Origin of the sequence: Algivirga pacifica (assembly GCF_039543525.1) — a bacterium.
Lineage (GTDB): Bacteria > Bacteroidota > Bacteroidia > Cytophagales > Flammeovirgaceae > Algivirga > Algivirga pacifica.
This window is the reverse complement of the sequence record NZ_BAABJX010000029.1, coordinates 122,792-143,190: the sequence shown is the minus strand read 5'-3', so window position 1 is coordinate 143,190 and position 20,399 is coordinate 122,792. Positions and strand designations below refer to the sequence as shown.

General features: G+C 39.8%; 18 protein-coding genes. 16 read left to right on the top strand and 2 right to left on the bottom strand.

Annotated features, from left to right (window positions below):
- Positions 1-52 precede the first annotated feature (52 nt).
- The 11 genes from ABD985_RS10065 to ABD985_RS10020 all read left to right on the top strand — a co-directional run bounded on the left by ABD985_RS10065 (position 53) and on the right by ABD985_RS10020 (position 12,595).
- Complete coding sequence (locus ABD985_RS10065; protein WP_345371391.1) at positions 53-1,711, top strand: TonB-dependent receptor domain-containing protein; 1,659 nt, start codon at positions 53-55, stop codon at positions 1,709-1,711.
- 5 nt (positions 1,712-1,716) lie between these two features.
- Positions 1,717-3,165, top strand: coding sequence for a PepSY domain-containing protein (locus ABD985_RS10060; RefSeq protein WP_345371389.1), 1,449 nt, complete (start codon positions 1,717-1,719; stop codon positions 3,163-3,165).
- A 513-nt stretch (positions 3,166-3,678) separates the two neighbouring features.
- The gene (locus ABD985_RS10055) at positions 3,679-4,257 is read left to right on the top strand and encodes a DinB family protein (RefSeq protein ID WP_345371387.1); all 579 of its coding nucleotides are present in this window, start codon (positions 3,679-3,681) and stop codon (positions 4,255-4,257) included.
- Between the two features lie 72 nt (positions 4,258-4,329).
- Positions 4,330-4,413, top strand: a complete 84-nt coding sequence (locus ABD985_RS21280) for a T9SS type A sorting domain-containing protein (RefSeq protein WP_425550441.1) — start codon at positions 4,330-4,332, stop codon at positions 4,411-4,413.
- A 373-nt stretch (positions 4,414-4,786) separates the two neighbouring features.
- Complete coding sequence (locus ABD985_RS10050; RefSeq protein WP_345371385.1) at positions 4,787-5,272, top strand: glutathione peroxidase; 486 nt, start codon at positions 4,787-4,789, stop codon at positions 5,270-5,272.
- A gap of 210 nt (positions 5,273-5,482) precedes the next feature.
- The gene (locus ABD985_RS10045) at positions 5,483-5,956 is read left to right on the top strand and encodes a MarR family winged helix-turn-helix transcriptional regulator (RefSeq protein ID WP_345371383.1); all 474 of its coding nucleotides are present in this window, start codon (positions 5,483-5,485) and stop codon (positions 5,954-5,956) included.
- 464 nt (positions 5,957-6,420) lie between these two features.
- Positions 6,421-7,131: a DUF4136 domain-containing protein gene (locus ABD985_RS10040; RefSeq protein ID WP_345371381.1), complete on the top strand. Its 711-nt coding sequence runs from the start codon at positions 6,421-6,423 to the stop codon at positions 7,129-7,131.
- A gap of 144 nt (positions 7,132-7,275) precedes the next feature.
- Positions 7,276-7,923 carry an outer membrane beta-barrel protein gene (locus tag ABD985_RS10035; protein WP_345371379.1) on the top strand — a complete coding sequence of 216 codons (648 nt, stop codon included), beginning with the start codon at positions 7,276-7,278 and terminating at the stop codon, positions 7,921-7,923.
- A gap of 236 nt (positions 7,924-8,159) precedes the next feature.
- A complete protein-coding gene (locus ABD985_RS10030; RefSeq protein ID WP_345371377.1) occupies positions 8,160-8,612 on the top strand; it encodes a MarR family winged helix-turn-helix transcriptional regulator in 453 nt (150 codons plus the stop codon).
- A 192-nt stretch (positions 8,613-8,804) separates the two neighbouring features.
- Complete coding sequence (locus ABD985_RS10025) at positions 8,805-9,404, top strand: YceI family protein (RefSeq protein WP_345371375.1); 600 nt, start codon at positions 8,805-8,807, stop codon at positions 9,402-9,404.
- 143 nt (positions 9,405-9,547) lie between these two features.
- Positions 9,548-12,595, top strand: coding sequence for a serine hydrolase domain-containing protein (locus ABD985_RS10020; protein ID WP_345371373.1), 3,048 nt, complete (start codon positions 9,548-9,550; stop codon positions 12,593-12,595).
- Positions 12,596-12,654: 59 nt separating this feature from the next.
- Here ABD985_RS10020 and ABD985_RS10015 read toward each other — a convergent pair whose 3' ends face one another.
- Positions 12,655-12,825 carry a hypothetical protein gene (locus tag ABD985_RS10015; protein ID WP_345371372.1) on the bottom strand — a complete coding sequence of 57 codons (171 nt, stop codon included), beginning with the start codon at positions 12,823-12,825 and terminating at the stop codon, positions 12,655-12,657.
- Between the two features lie 39 nt (positions 12,826-12,864).
- Here ABD985_RS10015 and porZ point away from each other — a divergent pair, with 39 nt between their 5' ends.
- Entirely contained in the window at positions 12,865-15,096 is a 2,232-nt protein-coding gene (gene porZ / locus ABD985_RS10010; RefSeq protein ID WP_345371370.1) for a type IX secretion system anionic LPS delivery protein PorZ, read from the top strand.
- A gap of 122 nt (positions 15,097-15,218) precedes the next feature.
- Here porZ and ABD985_RS10005 read toward each other — a convergent pair whose 3' ends face one another.
- The gene (locus tag ABD985_RS10005; protein ID WP_345371368.1) at positions 15,219-16,640 is read right to left on the bottom strand and encodes an NHL repeat-containing protein; all 1,422 of its coding nucleotides are present in this window, start codon (positions 16,638-16,640) and stop codon (positions 15,219-15,221) included.
- 787 nt (positions 16,641-17,427) lie between these two features.
- On the opposite strand from ABD985_RS10005, the gene ABD985_RS10000 reads away from it, so the two are divergent.
- From ABD985_RS10000 to ABD985_RS09985, 4 genes are all read left to right on the top strand, one after another.
- A complete protein-coding gene (locus tag ABD985_RS10000) occupies positions 17,428-18,024 on the top strand; it encodes an LURP-one-related family protein (protein WP_345371367.1) in 597 nt (198 codons plus the stop codon).
- A gap of 158 nt (positions 18,025-18,182) precedes the next feature.
- A complete protein-coding gene (locus ABD985_RS09995) occupies positions 18,183-18,842 on the top strand; it encodes a TetR/AcrR family transcriptional regulator (protein ID WP_345371365.1) in 660 nt (219 codons plus the stop codon).
- 7 nt (positions 18,843-18,849) lie between these two features.
- Positions 18,850-19,701 (top strand): ABC transporter ATP-binding protein, encoded by an 852-nt coding sequence (locus tag ABD985_RS09990; RefSeq protein WP_345371364.1) that lies wholly within the window; start codon positions 18,850-18,852, stop codon positions 19,699-19,701.
- Positions 19,698-20,396, top strand: coding sequence for a fluoroquinolone export ABC transporter permease subunit (locus ABD985_RS09985; protein ID WP_345371362.1), 699 nt, complete (start codon positions 19,698-19,700; stop codon positions 20,394-20,396). The genes ABD985_RS09990 and ABD985_RS09985 overlap by 4 nt, the downstream gene beginning before the upstream one ends.
- Positions 20,397-20,399: the final 3 nt, after the last annotated feature.

Below are 20,399 nucleotides of genomic sequence, written 5' to 3'. Positions count from 1 at the left end.
ACTTCCGTGCAACAACGTTTTCAGAGGCATGGAAAAGCCAATCAGTTAATTCATGACACTACCCGGCAGTGAGGCTGTCGGTGGAGCAGTCAACTTTATTACTTATAGAGCACCAGCAGATTTTTCAGGAAAAGTATCGGTACAAGGCGATAGCTATGGGTATCAAAGAATTGATGCTCGTGTAGGTACGACTATCAATGATCGTTTGGGAATCAATGTTGGAGGGTATGTAGCTCGTAGACAAGACGGTTTTCTGGACCACAGTGATTTTCACAAAGGGATCTTTACCTTGGCACTGGACTATAAGCTAGGAGATAATACCACCTTGGAAAGTAATACCACTTACATGAAGTACCAATCGGATATGGGCTCATCGGTGGATAGTGCAGACTTCGCAGATCGTGTTTTTGAAAGCCAGCATACCTTTACAGAGCGTACACTAGAGACTTTCCGTACCAAAGTACAGTTAGCACATCAGTGGAATGAGCAGCAGGCAACAACGGCGACGGTTTATTTCCGTCACAACATCATGGGACAGATTCCAAGTTACCGTATCCGCAATAACTGGACGAATCCAGCAGTGGCTACAGGAGAAATCAATGAGGCACGTTTCCAGGGGTACGGAGCAGTATTACAGCACAAGCAAACCTATGAGACAGCCGCAGGAAAAGTGAATATCCGTACCGGATTGAGTATGGATTATAGTCCAACAAGCAACTGGGCCAAGTTTATCGAAGTAGAGCGAAACGAGGCAGGTAAATATGTGGGCTATACGGCTACAGATTCTTTGTTGACACAATACGATGTGTTGCTAAGAAATACGGGTGCTTATGCACAAATGGAATGGAAACCCGTAGAGAAGCTACAGTTAGTAGCGGCCCTGAGATATGATCACTTCCACTATGATTACAATAACCATTTGGGAGAACAAGCATTTTCGGGTGCTCCAGATGCGATCAATACCTTTCAGGCGTGGACACCCAAACTGGGACTGACGTACTCCTTCTCGGAGCGCATAGGTGCATATGCTAACTATAGTCGTGGCATGGTTCCTCCTCAGGTCTCTGAGCTTTACAGAGGGGTGCAGGTACCTGTATTGGTTCCTTCATTGTATGATAACTACGAAGCAGGAGGTTGGTTTAGCCTGCCACAGCAGTTGGGCTTTGTTGACTTGAGTGTCTACCAGTTGAATGGATTCAATGAAATTATCTCTGTATTGCAGGAAGATGGTTCTTTCCAGAATGAGAATGTAGGTAGTACTGAGCACAAAGGGATTGAGTATACGATTAAGTTATTCCCAATCGAATCATTAGGTATCCGTTTTGGCGGTACGCATTCCGTACATCGTTTCTTTGATTTTAATAATGGTGTATCTGATTTGTCAGACAATGAAATGAGCGCAGCTCCTGACTTTGTTGGTAACGCAGAAGTAACCTACCGTCCAAGCTTTCTACCAGGCGCAAGAATTGCTTTGGAGTGGCAACGCGTAGGAGAATATTATATGAATGACTCCAACGAAGATATCTACGAAGGATACCACCTGTTCAACCTTAGGGCAGGGTATACTTGGAAAGGAGTGGAGCTATGGGCTAATCTGATGAACGTAGGCGACACTATGTACGCTACCAAAGCAGGGAAGTCTTCTTGGGGTACTTCTTATGTGGTCGGCACACCGAGAAATATTAATGTAGGAGTAGGGTATAAATTCTAGAAGAAATGAGAATGAAGCAGAAGGTTTATCAGTGGCACCGAAAAATTAGTATTATCGCATTGGTGCCGGTACTTTTTTGGACACTAAGTGGGATTATGCATCCTTTGATGTCTAATTTTAAGCCACAGTTGGCGCAGCGATTTGTACGTCCTACTCCGGTAGATTTTAGTGGTATTCAGCTATCCTTGGATAGCGTATTGCGTCTTCAAGCGGTGGATAGTCTACAAAATTTTCGTGTGGTCAATTTAGCAGGAAAAAGCTATTATCAGGTCAATGAGCAAGAAGGGCAGGCATTACGCTATTTCGATGCTATATCTGGAGAAGAATTAGTCGATGGAGACCATGTCTATGCCAAGCAGGTGGCTACCGCTTATGCCGGAGAGCAGGCAGGAGCAATCAAAAGCATAACACAATTGACAGCCTATGATGATGAGTACCTGGAGATTTTCCGGTTGTTGCCTGTTTATCGAGTGAATTTTGAGAATGAAGAAGGGCTTCGTCTTTACATACATACTGCCTCTGGACAGTTAGGAACCAGTATGAATAATGCTCGTGCTAACTGGCTACAGTTTTTTCGCTACGCCCATAGCTGGAGTTTTTTGGATGGCAATACCCCTTTAAGAATTACCGTATTGATCATACTGGCGATTGCTGCACTGTTGTCTGCTGGAAGTGGCATTTATGTTTATGGGGTGATGTTCAAGGTAATCAATGACAAGAAAAAAGCTAGTCGTGTACCGATGCATCGCAGACTGCATAGAGGCTTGGGAATAGGAATGTCTTTTGCTTTGTTGATGTTTGCCTTGAGTGCCATTGCGCATATGTTGCCAAAGTACACTCCTGACAACCGTCTGGCCTTTAATAATAATTATATCTACACAGCTGATGAGCTTTCAGGTATTGTATTCGAAGAAGAGGTAGGTATTGTGAACTATTCGCTTGCACGTATGGGAGAGGAAACCTATTTGCAAAAGCACTATGCTTCCAAGAGAGGAACGCAGATCAAGTACCAAGGACCAAGAAGTGCGCAAGTATTGGACAATGGCGATGAGGCCTACGCTAAGTATCTGGCCAACAAGTTTGCACAGAAAGAGGCAAAGGATATTGCATCCGTAACAGCCGTGACCAAGTTCAAAGGGGAGTATGGTTTCATTAATAAGCTACTACCGGTTTATAAAGTACAGTACAAGGCTGCCGGAAATGAACGTATTTACGTGCATACCCCTTCAGGAAAGATGGCTGCACGCGTTGTGGACAAAGAAGCATTGTCGGGTTTTATCTTTGCTTATTTCCACAAATACCATTTTTTGGATTTCGCCGGTAAGGTGATTAGAGATTCTATTATGGTAATTTTTGCAGCAGGAAACTTTCTGGTAGCACTGTTGGGATTGATCATGTTACTCAAAAAACAGTCAGCTCCTCAAAAGAAGGAAAAAGGAACTTTAGTGTCCTGAAATAATATTATCAATAAGTAAAAACATGAGGGGTGACTCATGTTTTTTGTTTAGTCAATAATGCCTTTATATATCTAAAAATGGCCTTGAAGAATTGCCGTTAAAATTTTTAATCGTAAAAGCGTTAAGAAAATTCCATTGTTTGAGCGTAGCGAGTTGAATACGCCATGTAATGGGTTTAGCTTTTGCGATTAAAAATTAGGCAAATTCTTCAAAGCCTTGATTTTTTTGCTTCGTTTTTTCATCAAGGAAAAAATGAAGAAGCCTATAAAGGGCTTGTGAGATAGCCGTAAAGTGATGAGTTCTCAGAAAACTAAGCTATTTGTTAATATGGGATGATTCATGTTTTTGTTTTAATAGGAGTCCGAGGTTAATGAAGTGTAGAAGTGTAAAGATCTAAACTCCATGCCTTTACATCCATTTAATAACCGCCCCACTAGATTCTTTATGGATTATCATCTAACTTACCTTAAAAGCACTCATAACTCATAACTCATAACTGACAAAATTTCCATGAGCAAGATTATAATAGATGAACAACTGAGAAGAATTGATGTCCTTGAAAACAGACTGAAGGAGATTTTTCAAAATGATTATCAATTGCTGTTGCAGCCTCCAGCTAAAGGAAAGTGGTCTGTGGTTGAAGTGATTGGACATATGACAAAGTCCCATCAATTGTATCGCCCAAAGTTTGAGAGGTTACTCAGTACATTACCTACGGTGAACACACCCCATAAGGAAGTAACGTTGTCCTGGTTCAATGCTATGTTAGTGGGGATGTTGGCTCCTAAGGAGGGGCAGATACGTTATAAGATGAAGACGGGGAAACAATTTATAGCACCTCCGGTAGGGCAGGACGAGGCAGGGGTAAGAGAAGCGTTTAGCCTTTTCTTTCAAGAGTTGGCTTATTTTAAGGAGGTGACGAAAAAAAGTAAGGGATTAGACTATACCAAGAAAAAAGTTCCTTCAGCATTGGGGCCGATTGTGCGCTTTTATCTACCCGAGGCAGTGGAATTTATGTTGGTGCACGATGAAAGGCATTTATTACAAGTAGAGCGGACATTGGACGTAGCCAAGAAGTTAGAAGTATAAGGGAACGAATAAGGTATATAAGCGTATATTTATAATCGAATTATTCGCTAAAAATATATCGAAACCTTATCTATGGAGAAGCTCCCTAAAGGGGTGTACATGTTGAAAATTCAGCATACGCAAGGAAGTGCTACCTCTAAAGTCATTGTCCGTTGAAATCCCCGTTGTGTTATCAAATAAAGTAAGGGTACCACTCACAATAAGGTTTATTATATTGCAAAGCTTATGACACATGATGTTATCAAATTGCTTTATGTAAAGTGACTAAATACAACCAACCTGTTTTTTGATAAAGACTGTTACTTTAAGATGCAATAATTAAAAAAAAGCCAAAAAAAGATTGACAAAATCGTGCTACAGGCTCTTATTGGTATGATAATTACAGTCTTATGCGATATAGTCGTCATAGACTTAATTGAAGCTTATTTTTTAAAGGAAGGGAAGATGATAACCAATTTTTTGAGTAAAATGTTAAGGTGTTCCCGCATTTATCATCCTTTATTTTTAACCAAAATTATTTAGTAAACAGATGACTACTTCTTTTTATGAACTTTCGGCGAACACACTGCACGGTGGAGCGGTTTCTATGGAGACATTTAAGGGAAAAGTGGTATTAGTCGTTAACACGGCAAGTAAGTGTGGATTCACACCACAATACCGTGGGCTAGAGAAATTGTACCAGGATTACAAGGACCTAGGCTTGGTAATTCTAGGGTTTCCTTGTAATCAATTTATGAACCAAGAACCAGGAGATGCCGGGAAGATCGAAGAATGCCTGATGGATTATGAAGTATCTTTTCCAGTATTTGAGAAGGTCCATGTAAATGGAAGCAACGCACACCCTATTTTTGTGTTTTTAAAAGACCGTCTCGGAGGGTTTATGAGTAAAGGAGTGAAATGGAACTTTACCAAATTCTTGATCGACAAGAATGGAAGTCCCAGAAGACGCTTTGCTCCTATAACATCACCCAAGGATCTAGAACGTTATGTTCAGGATTTATTACTAGAGCAGTAAACAGTAGGCAGTGAACCGTGAGCAGTAAGTAATTGATAATTGAAAATTAAACACCTCCTACACTAGCAATTTTACAGAAAGCATCAAATTTTACTGTTCACCGTTCACCGTTCACCGTTCACTGTTCACTGATAAAAAAGCCCCCCTAAATTGGACTATTAAAAATACTATTACTAAACTGCAAAAATTCTTAATTGTGTTAGTATAAATATGGCGATGGAAGAAAATATGGAGGGAGAAGCGTGTAGAAAGTCAGATGATTTGAAATTGGAAAATCAATTGTGCTTTCCTTTCTATGCAGTGTCACGACTGATTATTAAGCAATATCAACCTTTTCTGGAAGAACTGGACATTACTTACCCTCAATACCTGGTGTTGATGCTATTGTGGGAAAAGGATGGCATACCCGTAACGTATATTACGGAGAAGCTAGTCTTGAATACCAATACAGTGACTCCTCTTCTACAGCGATTGGAGAAGAAAGGAATAATAGATCGTGTACGCTCGAAGCAAGATGAGCGAAAAGTAGAGGTATTTTTGACTGAAAAAGGGAGAAGTTTGAAGCAGCAGGCGTGTAAGATTCCGGCCGCCTTAGCTCAAAAAGTACAGGGCTCTGCAGAAGAGATTGAGACGTTACGCAAACAGTTGTGGGCGATGATTGAGGTGATGAAACAATCATCTTAAGAAGATTATTGAATGATTTTCAGTAGGTGTTTCTGTTTTGTTGCAATTTTTTAAAATAAAATACTTTAATATTAGTTGTAATTGAAACAATTATATGTTTTATTTGAAAAGTGCAAACACTTGTACTATTCAAGTACTTTTGTTTCTTACGAAATCCTACTGCCGATTTACAACACAAGAATGCTTATACCTTTAATGACCAAGTAGGAAACGTTATTGAAGCAATGTGCCTGAGAAGCAAAAGGCTGACGCTTTTTGTGACTTGTGATAAATAATAAGAAAGTTGAATGAGACTACAATGGGACTCCCTATTGTAGTCTTTTTGCTTTGTACCTTTTTGGGAGAGACTGTCTTCTTTCTACAAAAGATTGTTTCTATTTTTTGTATAGGTTCAGTATCAGTAGATGTAATTTGTATATAGTTCTTACCTAATACTTTTTACCTTATACCTTATACTTTAAATAATGAAACGACCTTTTATTCTATTATCAATATTATGCCTCTTTGGATGCGACTTTAGAGATGATGAACGATCATTAGAGGACTTTGATTCGGTATTATCTTACTTTGATGAAGAACAGGATTTCACACAATTCCAAACCTTTGCTATTCGAGATTCAGTTGGCTTTTTAACAGATGATGAAGAGCAACAGGAACTGCCAATGCAAGTACAACAACGTATCCTGTCTAAGATCAAAGAAAATATGATCGCTTATGGATATGAGGAAGTCGATATAGCAGATAATCCAGACTTAGTGTTGAATGCCATTACAACTCGTTTTACTAATAGTTTTCTGGTATCGAATCCAGGTTGGTGGTGGGGGCCGGGTTGGTGTGACTATTACTGTTGGTACGGAGGGTATTGGGGAGTTTATGGAGGGTATTATGGATGGTATCCTTGGCCTTATGGTATATATTCTTTTGATGAGGCAACATTGATGGTGGAGATGGTAGAGGGAGAATCGTTACAAGATTATAGAGACTGGTTGGCAGATAGGGAAGAGGAAGACCTGAGCCAGTATTTACCTTCTGAAGTGCCAGTATTGGATTTTGTGTGGCAGGCAATTATCAAAGGAATCCCAGCCGACACCTCAAGCGGTACAGCATTGGACCGTTTTCTTAGAGAAATTGATACTGCTTTTGAACAATCTCCTATTTTAGATACCAATGATTAGTGACTGGTGACTGGTGACTAGTGATTGGTAACTAGTATGGATATATAGTAAAACGAATCACCAACCACCAATCACTAATCACTAACCACTACCTACTAACCACAGCACTAGCAACTCCACACTCCAAATTCCAAACTCCACACTATGAAAGTCACCTACCGTTTGATCTTTAGTTTATTTATTCTGTGCCTTACCAAGACTACAGAAGCCCAGACTTACTCCTATGATCCTATGCCCAAGACAGATTATACGAACTTTTCTTTGGGACTCACTTATCATATAGGTATTCCTACCTTTAAGTTGGATGAGTTTGTCAGTAAGACAAGTTGGAGAGGGTGGGACTTTGATTTGGAATATCGTTTCAATCCTCAAGTCAGTGTTTCAGGTAACTTTGGTTGGCAAAACTTTTTTGAGCAAAAGGATCGGGCAACCTATAATTTTGAAGGAGGGGCTATCACAGGGGTGAGGGTAACAGAAACTCATGTGTGGCCATTAACTGTAGGTGCCAATTATTATTTTACCGATACATTTCGGGCACGACCTTATGCTGCTTTTAATGTAGGTGCTTATGCTAGTCAAACTTCGATAGAAATAGGGCTATTAGGAGAAAGCTCTTCGGATTGGAGTTTTGGATTTAATCCTGAATTCGGAATCGTTTATCCTATCACTCCTAATGTGATGGAGCTAGTGGTTCGCTTGAAGTACCATCGCTTTTTTATGGAGGATGTGGATATTTTACCAAACAGGAGTGCCTATTGGGACCTTGGAATAGGGATTAATATTTTGGATTAGCACTTTATCGCTTATCGCTTAGAGGGAAATCCTGTAAACGGTAAGCGATAAACTAAAGTAATTCATTTTGTACTGAAGCAGCTTATCAATTAATTTCCTTCTACCTTCTACCTTCTACCTTCTACCTTCTACCTTCTACTATTTTGAAAAAAAATAACATTTTTATTTGTAATTATTTTACATGTAAACTATATTTGTAGCATAATAATTGACTTAATAACTAATATTGATTATTCATGAAGATAGGAGAAGAAATAAAGCAGGGAAAATTTATGTCGCCACAATTTAAGGCGATCATCAATACGCTATTTACAGCCAATTGGTGGAGCTCTCAAGTTGCTGCTTTATTGAAGCCTTATGGATTGTCGGAACAACAATATAATATATTACGGATTTTGAGAGGCTCGTATCCAGAGCATTTATCAGTGCAATCTGTAAAGGAACGCATGTTGGACAAGACGCCTAATACAACTCGATTGGTAGATAAACTATTGGTTAAGAATCTAGTAGAGCGTCAACGTTGTGAGAATGATCGAAGAGTAGTCTATATTAATATCACAGAAGAAGGATTGACTTTTATGGAAGAAATGGATGAAGTGATGAAAACACAGCAAATCCATGAGAAGATTAATCTGACAGAAGAAGAGGCGCATCTTTTAAGTGATCTTTTAGATAAGTTGCGTAGCTAAAGTAGCACCTAATGCCTTATTGTAGAGACGTCTATGCTATGTCATTAAGACGTCTAGGGGCTAAATTGATGGAAATATTATAGTAGGGAAAATTATCCCTATTTATTTAATATGAAATTTTACTTGTAAAATAAAACCATTGTAATTAAAATACTGTTATTAGTTCAGTTAAAATTTAAATCAAACAAAAAGATGAAAACAAAAGCAATTGCACTAGTGTCTATGTTGTTGGCGGCATTCGCCCTTTCTTTTAATGTAGCAGATTTCGTTGAGGCGATGAAATTGGACGTTGCAAATAGCACGATCAAGTGGAGAGGAACAAAAGTAACTGGTGAGCATTATGGTAAGATCCAACTGAAAGACGGTGAGTTGGAGATGAAGAAAGATAAACTAGTAGGTGGTTCTTTCACAGTAGATATGAGCACAATGACTTGTGATGATCTGGATGCAGGAGAGTGGAATGATAAATTGATTGGTCACTTGAAGTCTGACGATTTCTTTGGTGTTGAAAAATATCCTACAGCGACTTTCGTAATCACTAAAGCGAAAGCAAAAGGAAACGATATGTACGATATTACAGGTGATATGACGATCAAAGGAAAAACAGAAACAGTGATGTTCCCTGCGACTGTAAAAATGGATGGTGATGCAGTAACTGCAACAGCAAAAATCACTTTGGACCGTACAAAATACGATATCCGTTACGGATCAGCTTCTTTCTTTGACAACCTAGGTGACAAGGCGATCGGAAACGATTTCTTCTTGGAGGTAGAGTTGACTGCTAAAAAGTAAGAAGTAAAAAGTTAAAGTATAAGTTAAAGGGTTCTCAAACAACTGTTTGAGAACCCTTTATTTTTCTGTATAGTACAATTTTTTGTTATAAAACTCTTTTCTTATAAATCATTTGATTAACCATACTAGACCGAATCCAGTTGATGAAAAGAATTTTAGCAGTATTATCTTTATTGTGGACTTGTTTGGGGATACCATCTTTGCTGTACGCCCAAGAACCGACTTATCTCAAATATACCAATCATTCTTGGGTAGACTCTGTCTATCAATCACTGACTCCCCGTGAACGTATTGCCCAATTGTTGATTGTTCCTTCTCCCTCTTTAAGTAATAAAGAAAAAGTCGCTGAACTGATCAGAAAGTACAAAGTAGGTGGAGTGATCTTTTTCAAGGCTAAGGCAGTGGAGCATCAGGAGATGATACACTATTATCGCTCTCAGGCCGAAACCCCATTGATGTTTGCTTTGGATGCCGAATGGGGAATAGGCATGCGAACCATCGAGGGAATGAGCTTTCCTTATGCCATGACGTTGGGTGCTGTACAAGAAGACAAGTGGGTATATGAAATGGGAAAAGCGATCGGTCGACATATGAAGCAGTTGGGGATGCATATCAACTTTGGTCCGGTAGTCGATGTGAATAATAACCCAAATAACCCAGTAATTAGTTACCGTTCTTTTGGAGAGGATCCCAAGAAGGTGGCGGAACTAGGAAAACAATACGTTAGAGGATTACAAGAAGAAGGCGTACTGGCTGTTGCCAAACACTTTCCTGGACATGGAGATACGAGTGTCGATTCCCATCATGACTTACCTGTGATTACACACCAGCGAGCACGTTTGGATTCTGTAGAACTTTACCCTTTCCGACAATTGGTGGACGCAGGAGTAGGAGGAGTGATGTCAGCACATTTACAATTGCCTGCTATTGATGATACGCCACATCAAGCAGCTTCTCTTTCTAAAAAAATATTGAATATTCTTCGGGAAGACCTACAATTTAAAGGATTAGTCTTTACAGATGGAATCCATATGAAAGGGATCACCAAGCACCGGTCAGCAGGAGAGGCCCATGCAGAGGCATTGATTGCAGGGAATGATGTTGTGGAGTTTACCAGGGAAGTAGAGGACGCATTGATCGCTATAGAAAAAGCAATCAAGGAAGGCCGTTTGACTTCAAGGGATATAGAAGAAAAGTGTCGTAAGGTATTGGCTTTTAAGTATTGGGCAGAACGCCCTGCTCAAGTGAAGATACAAGAGGAATTGTTGTCGGAGCAGCATTTGATTCAACAGCTCAATTCATCGAAAGACAAAGCCTTGAACCGAAAGCTTTCAGAGGGAGCCATCACAATGCTAAGAAATGTGGACAATAGATTACCTATTCAGGAAATTGCCGGAAAGCGTATTGCTGTAGTGTCTATTGGTAGTGATACCTTGACCACATTCCAAAAGATGGCCGCTAAGTATACTCAAGTAGACTTTTTGAATATTGGAACCTCTTTTTCTTCTGAAAAGCAATCTCTTTTACTGGATACCTTGAAAAGCTATGATCATATTCTCGTAGGAATACATGACTTGTTTATGAGTCCTAAAGTGAAAGAGATTGTTGTGAATTTGAATGAAGGAAAACAACGTATTCCTACACATCCGTTCGGTATTACGGAAGAGGTAAAACAATTAGTTGAACAGCTTTCTCAAAATGACAAGGTTATTTTAACGGTCTTTGCCAACCCCTATGCCTTGAATGTTTTTCAGGGAATAGCGCAATCAAAGGCCTTATTAATGACCTATCAGGACACTCCATTAATGCAGGAAATAGCAGCGCAGGTAATCTTTGGGGCTTTACCGACTCAGGGAAAATTACCTGTTACCGTGAATGAGCATTTCAAGGTAGGTTCGGGAATTTTTACTAAAGCGATTGGCCGTTTGGGATTTGCAGATCCTGAGAATGTACAGTTAGATGGATGGGCATTGGAACAATTGGTCGATAGTCTGGCAATGTATGGATTGGAGCAAAGGGCCTATCCGGGATGTCAGGTATTGGTTGCAAAGGAAGGGAAAGTAATTCTCCAGAAATCTTACGGCTTTCATACTTACTATGGAGAACGTCCTGTAGAGAATGAAGATTTGTACGACTTAGCATCGGTAACGAAAGTATCTGCTCCTCTTCCTGCCATTATGAAACTATCAGGACAAGGAGTTTTTGATATGGATGAGCCTTTCAGTCGTTACTGGAAAGGCTTCCAGAAAGATCCGTTAAAAAGAGATATTACGTTTAAGGAAGTATTGGCACATCAGGCGGGATTATACCCCTATATATCCTATTGGAGTCAAATTGATAAAATTGCTCGATGGGGAGGGTTGTTCAAACAACGTCCTTTTGCACTGTATCCATCTAAGCAATATACGGTAAGGGTAGGACCGCAACTTTACGCGCACAAAAAGCTACTTCCGCAGATTTATAAGTTGGTGAATGAGTCTGCAGTTAAAAATAGGGGAACCTATAAATACTCAGGACTATCCTTTGTACTTTATCCGGAGATGATCAGTAGTCGTGTAGGCCAACCTTTTGATGATTACCTTAAAGAAACTTTTTATGGGCCATTGGGAGCTACTACGTTAGGATTTAATCCTTATGAACTGTTTGACTGTGACCGTATCATTCCTACAGAGAATGATATTTTCTTTAGACACGGACAAATGGATGGGTTTGTACATGATGAAGCTGCCGCAGTATTGGGAGGAGTATCTGGAAATGCAGGACTTTTCTCCAATGCACTAGACTTGGCAAAGTTGATGCAAATGTACCTGCAGGAGGGATACTATGGAGGAAAGCAATATATCGCTGCAGAAGTAATGAAGGAATTTACCAGTGTACAATTTCCAGAAAATGATAACCGAAGAGGATTGGGGTTTGATAAGCCTTTGTTAAACAATGAGACGTTATCTTCTGCACAGGCTTATCCTTGTCTATCGGCAAGTCCTAAAAGTTTCGGGCATACGGGCTTTACTGGAACAATGGCTTGGGTAGACCCAGCTGAAAAACTTGTATTCATCTTTCTAAGCAATAGAGTACACCCAACGCGTGATAATCGTAGGTTATATAAATTGAATATTCGAACAGAGATGCTGGAAGGGATTTATGGATGCCACCAGCAAACAATAGAAGGGCAGTCGTACGGGCGTGATTAATTGCACCCGTACAAATTTCCCCTTTTACTTTTTACTTTTTCCCTTCTACGGCTATCTTGTTATTTTTTAAATATATAAGCAGATAGTGCTAGTGGTCTAAACACTAAGTTTTCTGATAGAAATAAAGGAACTACTTCCAAATGGATAAAGGAGGAAGGAAGAAGGATAAAGGTATAGGAGTCTCTTCTCTGGATAATAATCCTTCTTCCTTCATCTTTCTTCCGTAGCACTTAGCTATAAGTTTATTTAGCAATCAATCTACTAGCTATATGACAAATCGACTGCACTCCGTACTAGGACATTACTACCAATGGATACTGGGCTTTTTTATTTTAGGAATAGGATTATTTATTCATCCAGTAATGTTACAGGCCCAAAATATTCCTGTAGGTTCCTGGCGTACGCACTTGAGTCATTACCAGGCAAGAGAAGTGTTGGCGGTAGAGGATAGAGTGTATAGTGCTTCACAAAATGGCTTATTTTATTATGTGCCAGAGACAGGGGAACTGGTAAAGCAAGGGCGCTTGGAAGGGTTTAGTGATACACAAGTGAGTGCTTTGGGATATGCCAATACTTTAGAGCGCTTATTGGTGACTTATCGCAATGGAAATATGGATGTGCAGGAGTCGGATGGAAGTTTGGTAAATATTCGAACTATCCTCAATAGTGAGTTTGCCGACAAGAGAATTTACGATGTATTGATGGAGGGGACACGGGCTTATATCTCGACAGCTTTTGGTGTGGTAGTGTTGGATATGGTAGAATATAAAATTCTGGAGACTTATAATCGGTTAGGGAGAGAAGGGGAAGAAATAAGGGTTTTTGAAGTAGCCCTGGATGAGGATTTTATTTATATCGGAAGTAGTCAGGGGGTCAAGCGGGCGAGTCGCTCTGTTTTGGTCAATAAGCAGGATTTTAAAAACTGGGAACAACTTACCAATAAGGTGGCGAATCAGTTACTGGTGGCCAATGGACAGTTATACTATTGGGTCGCTGCAGCTGGAGTATACCAGTGGAGTGACAATCAAGAGGTGATTATTCAGGAGAATACGGCCATTACAGGGATAGAAACAGATGGGGTAAGCTTATACATTCTTTCTCCCAATCAGGTAGAAGAAAGGGAGAATGCAAATGTTGTAGCAACCTATACTCACCGACTGATGAACCAACCCTTATCCATTACCTTGGATGCTCAAGGGATATTATGGGTAGCAGATGCTACGGCGGGTCTTTTACGTTTGGATGATGAAATGGTACAGCTTTTCCCTTCAGGACCGTTTTCAGCAGAAACCTATCGTTTGTTTTATTTTGAGAATAAAATTGTAGCTCTTCGGGGGGGATGGAATGAGGGTGCTTTAAACCGCCCTGCGACCTTCTCTATTTTTGAAGCGGGAGAATGGACGAACTATACGGCAGAAGAGAATAATATTGGAGCAGTCAAGATTCCGTCGATCAATGACTTGACAGGTTTTGCATATAACTCATTTAATGGGAAAGCGTATTTCAGTAGCTATCAGGGAGGTTTATTGGAGTGGAATATTACCGAAAATACTTTTACAATACTCACCTCTATTTTTGGAGAAGAAGCCCCGTCTTTTCATAGTGTGGTGACAGATGGTGTGGGGGATATATGGATGGCTACAGACCGACGTATGTATACTTTAAAGTTAAGTGGAGAAGTGGAGTCTTTTGAAGTACCTGTGATGAGACAGCCTTTGGACATGCGCTTTCATCCTTTTGGGCAGTTATGGGTTCGTTTGGCGAATGGAGGAGTGGTAGCTTATCAACAAGAACAATACAATATTTTGACAGAGGGAGATGGTAATGGTGGATTGCCGAACAGTAATGTACTGTCCCTTCAGGTAGATCGGGAACAAAGTGTTTGGATTGGGACCTCCGAAGGAGTGGCAGAGTTTTTTAATCCATTATCTGCTGTGACGGATATGGCAGATGATGCGGTGATCCCAAGAGTGGATGGACGCCCTGTGTTAAATGAGGATAGGGTACATGCCATCGCCATTGACGGAGGAAATCGAAAGTGGTTTGGGACTAATACAGGAGTGTGGGTATTGAATGCTTCGGCTAGTGCGCAAATTGAGCAGTTTAATATGGAGAATAGCCCTCTTTTATCCAATACGATTGTGGATATGGTAATACATCCGATTACAGGAGAAGTATTTATATCCACAGATAAAGGCTTGATTTCTTATAGAAGTGCTTCCGGTGTAAAGGAACTATCAGAGGTGAGTATATTTCCTAATCCGTTACGACCTACAGATGAAGAACGTGTTACAATGACGGGCGTCGCCGAGGATGCTCAGGTCAAAATAACTGATACAGCAGGAAGGTTGGTATGGGAAGGAAGGGCGGTAGGTTCTACGGTCACCTGGAATAGCCGAACCCTGGAGGGAAAGGAGGTAAGTACAGGAATTTACTTGATTTTCAGTAGTACTGTGGACGGAGAGGAGTATATGGTAGGAAAGGTCGGCATTATACGATAGACAGTGAGCAGTGAGCAGTGAACAGTCTATAATACCTGGTAACTATAACAAGTAAAAATAATTTACTAACTGCTCACTGCTCACTGCTCACTGCTCATTGCTCACTGCTCACTGCTCACTGTCTACTGTTTCAGGATTTTCATGGAAAATATTTTTTCACTTGTTGCGATGTTGAGAATATATAGTTTCCATGGGATAATAAAGGTAGGAATGACTAGATCTGTTTGATCTTCCTCTGTCATTTGATGTGTTTGTTGGTAGATTAGTTTTCCATCCAAGCTGATTAAACGGACATCAAATGGGGTTTGTAGAGATTGGTTAAATGATACTCTAATTTGGTTATTTTGTAAGGTAGTATGAGCGTCTAGTTCAGGAGTTACAATGGGAAGATGGTTTTGTGGTGAGGTGTAAGATAGAACAGATACCGCTTGTTTACATGCTTCACTGCTGTATAAGATAAGCGGAATGTCATTACTCATGGCAATATCAGTGTAGCTTACTTTTCCATAAGACCTACTATCATGAATAATTTGCTCCCATCCTTTTTCGGTCCATTTTTTTACACTGAGTAGTCCTCCCTTTCCAAAGTCAGTGTAGGCAACAAATAATTCATTATTAGAGGTCATATCCATTCCAAAATAACTTGCAGAAGCCGTAGAGACGGCCCTGTTGCCTAAGACACTCCACTGTTGCCCATTCCATTGTTGAATAATAAGCTGGTTGTTTAAGCCAGCGTCTCTGTAGCCTACATATAATATTCCTTTTTTTGCTAGAATACGTCCGTAAGATGCTTCTCCTCGGGAGAGTGTAGGTTGCTCTAAGGTTGTCCAAGTGATGTCATTCCATTTTTTAACGACTATTTTCCCTTCCTGTCTATAATCTTGATAGCATATATAAGGAATGTTATTTTCATCAACAGTAATATCGATCCAACTGCAAGCACCTTCAGAAATTCCTTCTGTACTTCCAAGTGTAAACCAGTTATTACCATTCCATTTTTGAACAATAACTTTATCACTTTTACCTTCATCCTTGTAAGCAATGAAGATACTGCTATCAGGAGCTACAGCAATACTGTTGAAAGAAGTATTGCCCTCAGAGATGCCCGGTAACCCTACCAGTTTCCAGTCTTTACCGTTCCATCGTTGTACGGTAGCTTTTCCTCCGACGATATTATCATTATAAACAATATATATATGTCCATTCGGGGAGCTACTAATATCAGTATAGTTTGTTCCTGCAGGGGTGATTGTTCTAGCGCCTGCATATTGCCAGTTCTCTCCATCATAGAATTGTACAACACCCCTTTTGCTCTCACCTAAATCACTATAAATGATATAAGGGATTCCTTCTTGATCTACGGTTATACGGTTGAACTGGGCAGAGTCGATGGATAAGCAGGAAGTCCCTAAATGTTGTAACGTAGAAAGGGTGTCATCGCTAGCATAGCGCAAAAAAGCAGTAGATTCCTGTGAATGGCTTTGCACATAGCTGCAGGTCATAAATAATGCAAATAGCACGAATGGGCGACAAATCAGCTTCATAGGTTTTTGTGACTAGTTGAATAAAAATGGTAGGTGTAAAATGATGAAATTTTATCCAACAAAATCATGTACATAGGGTATTCGTTAAGATTAAACCGCTGCTATTTCCATTCGACGCTTTTTTATGGTTATATTTCTTTTTTAAGAATATTTTTTAATACTTGAAGAAACTACATTGCAACCATCAACCGAAAAACAATGCCCTTATCACAATATGTGATAGAAGAGAAAAATCATAAGATTTCATTGTCTTTGCCGGCAGGTAAGTTAGGAGTCCCTTTTTTGGAGGAAACGCTAGCTTTTGTGAATAACCCACGTGCTTTTGTGAGTCAAAGAAGAAAAAATATGGTTCGGTATTTCAAACCAACGTGTTGGGAAATAAGACAATCTTCATGACGGGACCTGAAGTGAACAAATGGTTTTTTGCTGGAGAAAATAAATATCTACATGTAGCCTGATTCAAAACAGTGCTGTCTTTACTAGGAGAAAAAGCCATGACTGCTCGAACACGAATCGTTAATTATCTTAGTGAAATAATTGATTCCAAAAAGAAGCCCAACCTCATGATATCTTGGAGAGCCTGATGACAGTAAGAAATGCAACTGTTCATTGCTCGATTTTTAGCAGTGTTTGAGGTGAGTATAAATGAAAACCAAGATTTAACGTATCACTACATACTTTTTCCTCTACCTAAGAAAGGAATTCGGTTAAACTGAACCGTCAGAGATAAGGTGATTAAAGAGGTAGTATTGTAGGTACGGATTATATAATTTTTTAAAAAGAGAATATGAAAAAGATCGATTTCCCAGTAAACTTTAAGTTCAGAATCTCCACGTTTGCTAACGATTTTACGGCAACAGACCTAAGTGGACACACCATTGCCTATGTACGCCAGAAAATGTTCAAACTGAAAGAGGATATTCAGGTGTATAATGATGAGTCAAAATCGGAAGTGAATTTCAATATCAAGGCCGATCGATGGTTAGATTTCTCAGCAGCTTATTCTTTTACAGACACAGAAGGAAAAGAAATTGGAAAAGTGGTGCGTAAAGGGTGGAGATCCTTGTGGAAAGCCCGTTATGAAGTAATGGATGAAGCACAACAGCCACAATTTACGATCTCTGAGGAAAATGCATGGATTAAGGTGTTGGATGGACTATTGGGTGAAATTCCTGTGTTAGGGATCTTTACCGGCTACCTGTTTAATCCTGCTTATGTCTTGACAGATAGTAATGAGGAGGTATTATTGCGCCTGAAAAAGAAGCCATCTTTCTTCGGTAGAAAATTTGAAGTAGAAAAAGAAGGTAAAATTCAGGATGAAGATACAGCAAGGGCTATGCTAGCACTAATGATGATGGTTCTTCTGGAAAGAAGAAGAGGCTAGTAGTTTATCGGTTATCGCTTATGGTTAAAATAATTTTCTTAACCGATAACCGATAACCGATAACCGATAACCGATAACCATATCCTTCACCAATAAATATATTTTTTGCTTGTAAAGTGACCGCTTAGTCATATATTTGTGACCAATCAGTCATTATTATGCCAAAACAAACATTTTTAAATCTGGAAGAAGGCAAACGAAAGCGCATTACCGATGCTTTTCTAAGAGAGTTTGCCATTAAGCCTTTTGATGAGGCTTCGATTACGGTTGTCGTGAAGCAATTGGGAATAGCCAAGGGGAGTGTTTATCAATACTTTGAGGGGAAGCAAGACCTATTCATGTATTTGGTACAACAATGTTCTATGGTAAAACACCGTTACGTTGCGTCTGTCAATCGTAGTGACTATGAAGATTTCTGGACGTATTTCAGAGCGTTGTATGAGTACGGTTTTCAATTTGACTCAGAAAACCCTCTGGAAAGTCATTTTTTACATAATCTGGCAGAGAACCTGGACTCTCCTTCTATCAAGCACCTATATAAAGAAATGTTACAGCAAGCAGTACGGGCCTTTGAGGACTTGGTGACTTACGAGGTAGAGCAAGGACTTTTTCGTAAAGACATTTCAATAAAAACAATGGGATTCCAACTGTATAAAGCGGGGGTGAGTATACAAGAGTACTTACTGTTCACAGGAGTTATCAACCCTCAGCAGAGTATACAGAAGGAAGCACCGGTATTTCAAGGAAAAAAACAGGAGATGCTTCAAGTAGTGGATGAATATATCCAGCTATTGCGACCTGCTTTCAATAAACTATAACAAGCAAATGATACAAGTAGAAAACTTAATGTTCCGTTATCCGGAAAGTCAGGAGCCTACCTTAAAAGGAGTAAGTTTTGATATCCAAAAGGGGGAGGTATTTGGTTTCCTAGGTCCATCAGGAGCGGGGAAAAGTACGACCCAAAAGGTCTTGTACAAGATTTATGGAGAATATGAAGGAACGGTCAAAGTGGATGGGAAGGACCTTTCCGCTTGGGACAATACCTACTTTGAGAAAATAGGGGTAGGTTTTGAGTTGCCCAACCATTACCTCAAGTTGACAGGTAAAGAGAATATGGAGTTATTTGCCTCTTTTTATCCGAGGAGTCCAAAGCGCAGTATGGAAGAGCTTTTTGAGATGGTGGATCTGAAAGATGCTATGGATAAGCCGGTGGAGTCGTATTCTAAGGGAATGAAAATGCGTCTGAACTTTATCCGTGCCATACAGCATGATCCGGATATTCTATTTTTTGACGAACCGACCTCTGGATTAGACCCTGTCAATGCACACAAAATCAAGCAACATATCTTGGACTTGAAAAAAGAAGGAAAAACCATCTTCGTAGCCACACATAGTATGGAGACTGCCGACAGTATCTGTGATCGTATTGCCTTTATTGTGGATGGACAATTAGAGGTGACCGATGCACCGGCTTCCTTGAAGAGTCAATATGGCAAAGAAGCAGTCAAAGTAGAATTGGCCACTGGAGAATGTAATGAGTTTCCATTAAGTGATTTGGGAATAAATACTTCTTTCTTACAGTTTATAAAAGAGGGGGAGGTCAAAGGGATTCATACCATGGAAGCGACCTTGGAAGAAGTATTTATTCGTGTCACCGGTAAATCCCTGCGCTCATGAAAAACTTCCTCAACCAACTGAAATGGCAGTTTGTGCTATTGCAAAGAAACAATATCGTAACGATTAGCTTTGCAGTAACCTTGATCTACGGTTTAGCTTTATACTTCTTGAGAGATGTTGCTTACCTCGATAAGGTATTGATCTCACTGGTACTGAATGATCCTTCGGTGATTGGCTATTTCTTTATTGCCTTGGCCATTTATACCGAAGTGAAGCATCAAATCTTACCGGCAATTTTTGTAAGCCCGCTTCGGGTACATGACTTTTTATTATCCAAGTTGATATCCATTTCCCTGATCGGGACTATATGTTCTTTAGGGTTAGCAATTTCCGTTAGGGGACTTGATTTCGACATACTACAATATACGATTGGCTCTTTGGGAATATGCCTGATGTCTGCAGCTTTGGGACTCATCATGCTTACCTTCACAACAGATTTCTTGAAGTTTGCAATGTTGTCTGTTCCCGTTTTCTTGACCTTCATTAATGTTCCTATGTTGGATTATCTGGGGGTGTTTGATATGGGACTTATTAAGAAGTTTTTTCCAATACAGGGGAGTTTGGATTTGCTCAATCATTCCATTACTGGAGTGTCAATCAGCTACGCTTATGCTTATGTATCTATTGTGGTAATGGTGGCGATTTTGTATTGGGGAGCCTATCATCTGTTTACCAAAAAAGTCGTACAACAATAATCG

What these genes read in the sequence shown, in the direction of transcription:
- ABD985_RS10065 (WP_345371391.1), top strand. Translation starts at nt 53, where the DNA reads ATGACACTACCCGGCAGTGAGGCTGTCGGTGGAGCAGTCAACTTTATT.
- ABD985_RS10060 (WP_345371389.1), top strand. Translation starts at nt 1,717, where the DNA reads ATGAGAATGAAGCAGAAGGTTTATCAGTGGCACCGAAAAATTAGTATT.
- ABD985_RS10055 (WP_345371387.1), top strand. Translation starts at nt 3,679, where the DNA reads ATGAGCAAGATTATAATAGATGAACAACTGAGAAGAATTGATGTCCTT.
- ABD985_RS21280 (WP_425550441.1), top strand. Translation starts at nt 4,330, where the DNA reads ATGGAGAAGCTCCCTAAAGGGGTGTACATGTTGAAAATTCAGCATACG.
- ABD985_RS10050 (WP_345371385.1), top strand. Translation starts at nt 4,787, where the DNA reads ATGACTACTTCTTTTTATGAACTTTCGGCGAACACACTGCACGGTGGA.
- ABD985_RS10045 (WP_345371383.1), top strand. Translation starts at nt 5,483, where the DNA reads ATGGCGATGGAAGAAAATATGGAGGGAGAAGCGTGTAGAAAGTCAGAT.
- ABD985_RS10040 (WP_345371381.1), top strand. Translation starts at nt 6,421, where the DNA reads ATGAAACGACCTTTTATTCTATTATCAATATTATGCCTCTTTGGATGC.
- ABD985_RS10035 (WP_345371379.1), top strand. Translation starts at nt 7,276, where the DNA reads ATGAAAGTCACCTACCGTTTGATCTTTAGTTTATTTATTCTGTGCCTT.
- ABD985_RS10030 (WP_345371377.1), top strand. Translation starts at nt 8,160, where the DNA reads ATGAAGATAGGAGAAGAAATAAAGCAGGGAAAATTTATGTCGCCACAA.
- ABD985_RS10025 (WP_345371375.1), top strand. Translation starts at nt 8,805, where the DNA reads ATGAAAACAAAAGCAATTGCACTAGTGTCTATGTTGTTGGCGGCATTC.
- ABD985_RS10020 (WP_345371373.1), top strand. Translation starts at nt 9,548, where the DNA reads ATGAAAAGAATTTTAGCAGTATTATCTTTATTGTGGACTTGTTTGGGG.
- porZ (WP_345371370.1), top strand. Translation starts at nt 12,865, where the DNA reads ATGACAAATCGACTGCACTCCGTACTAGGACATTACTACCAATGGATA.
- ABD985_RS10005 (WP_345371368.1), bottom strand. Translation starts at nt 16,640, where the DNA reads ATGAAGCTGATTTGTCGCCCATTCGTGCTATTTGCATTATTTATGACC.
- ABD985_RS10000 (WP_345371367.1), top strand. Translation starts at nt 17,428, where the DNA reads ATGAAAAAGATCGATTTCCCAGTAAACTTTAAGTTCAGAATCTCCACG.
- ABD985_RS09995 (WP_345371365.1), top strand. Translation starts at nt 18,183, where the DNA reads ATGCCAAAACAAACATTTTTAAATCTGGAAGAAGGCAAACGAAAGCGC.
- ABD985_RS09990 (WP_345371364.1), top strand. Translation starts at nt 18,850, where the DNA reads ATGATACAAGTAGAAAACTTAATGTTCCGTTATCCGGAAAGTCAGGAG.
- ABD985_RS09985 (WP_345371362.1), top strand. Translation starts at nt 19,698, where the DNA reads ATGAAAAACTTCCTCAACCAACTGAAATGGCAGTTTGTGCTATTGCAA.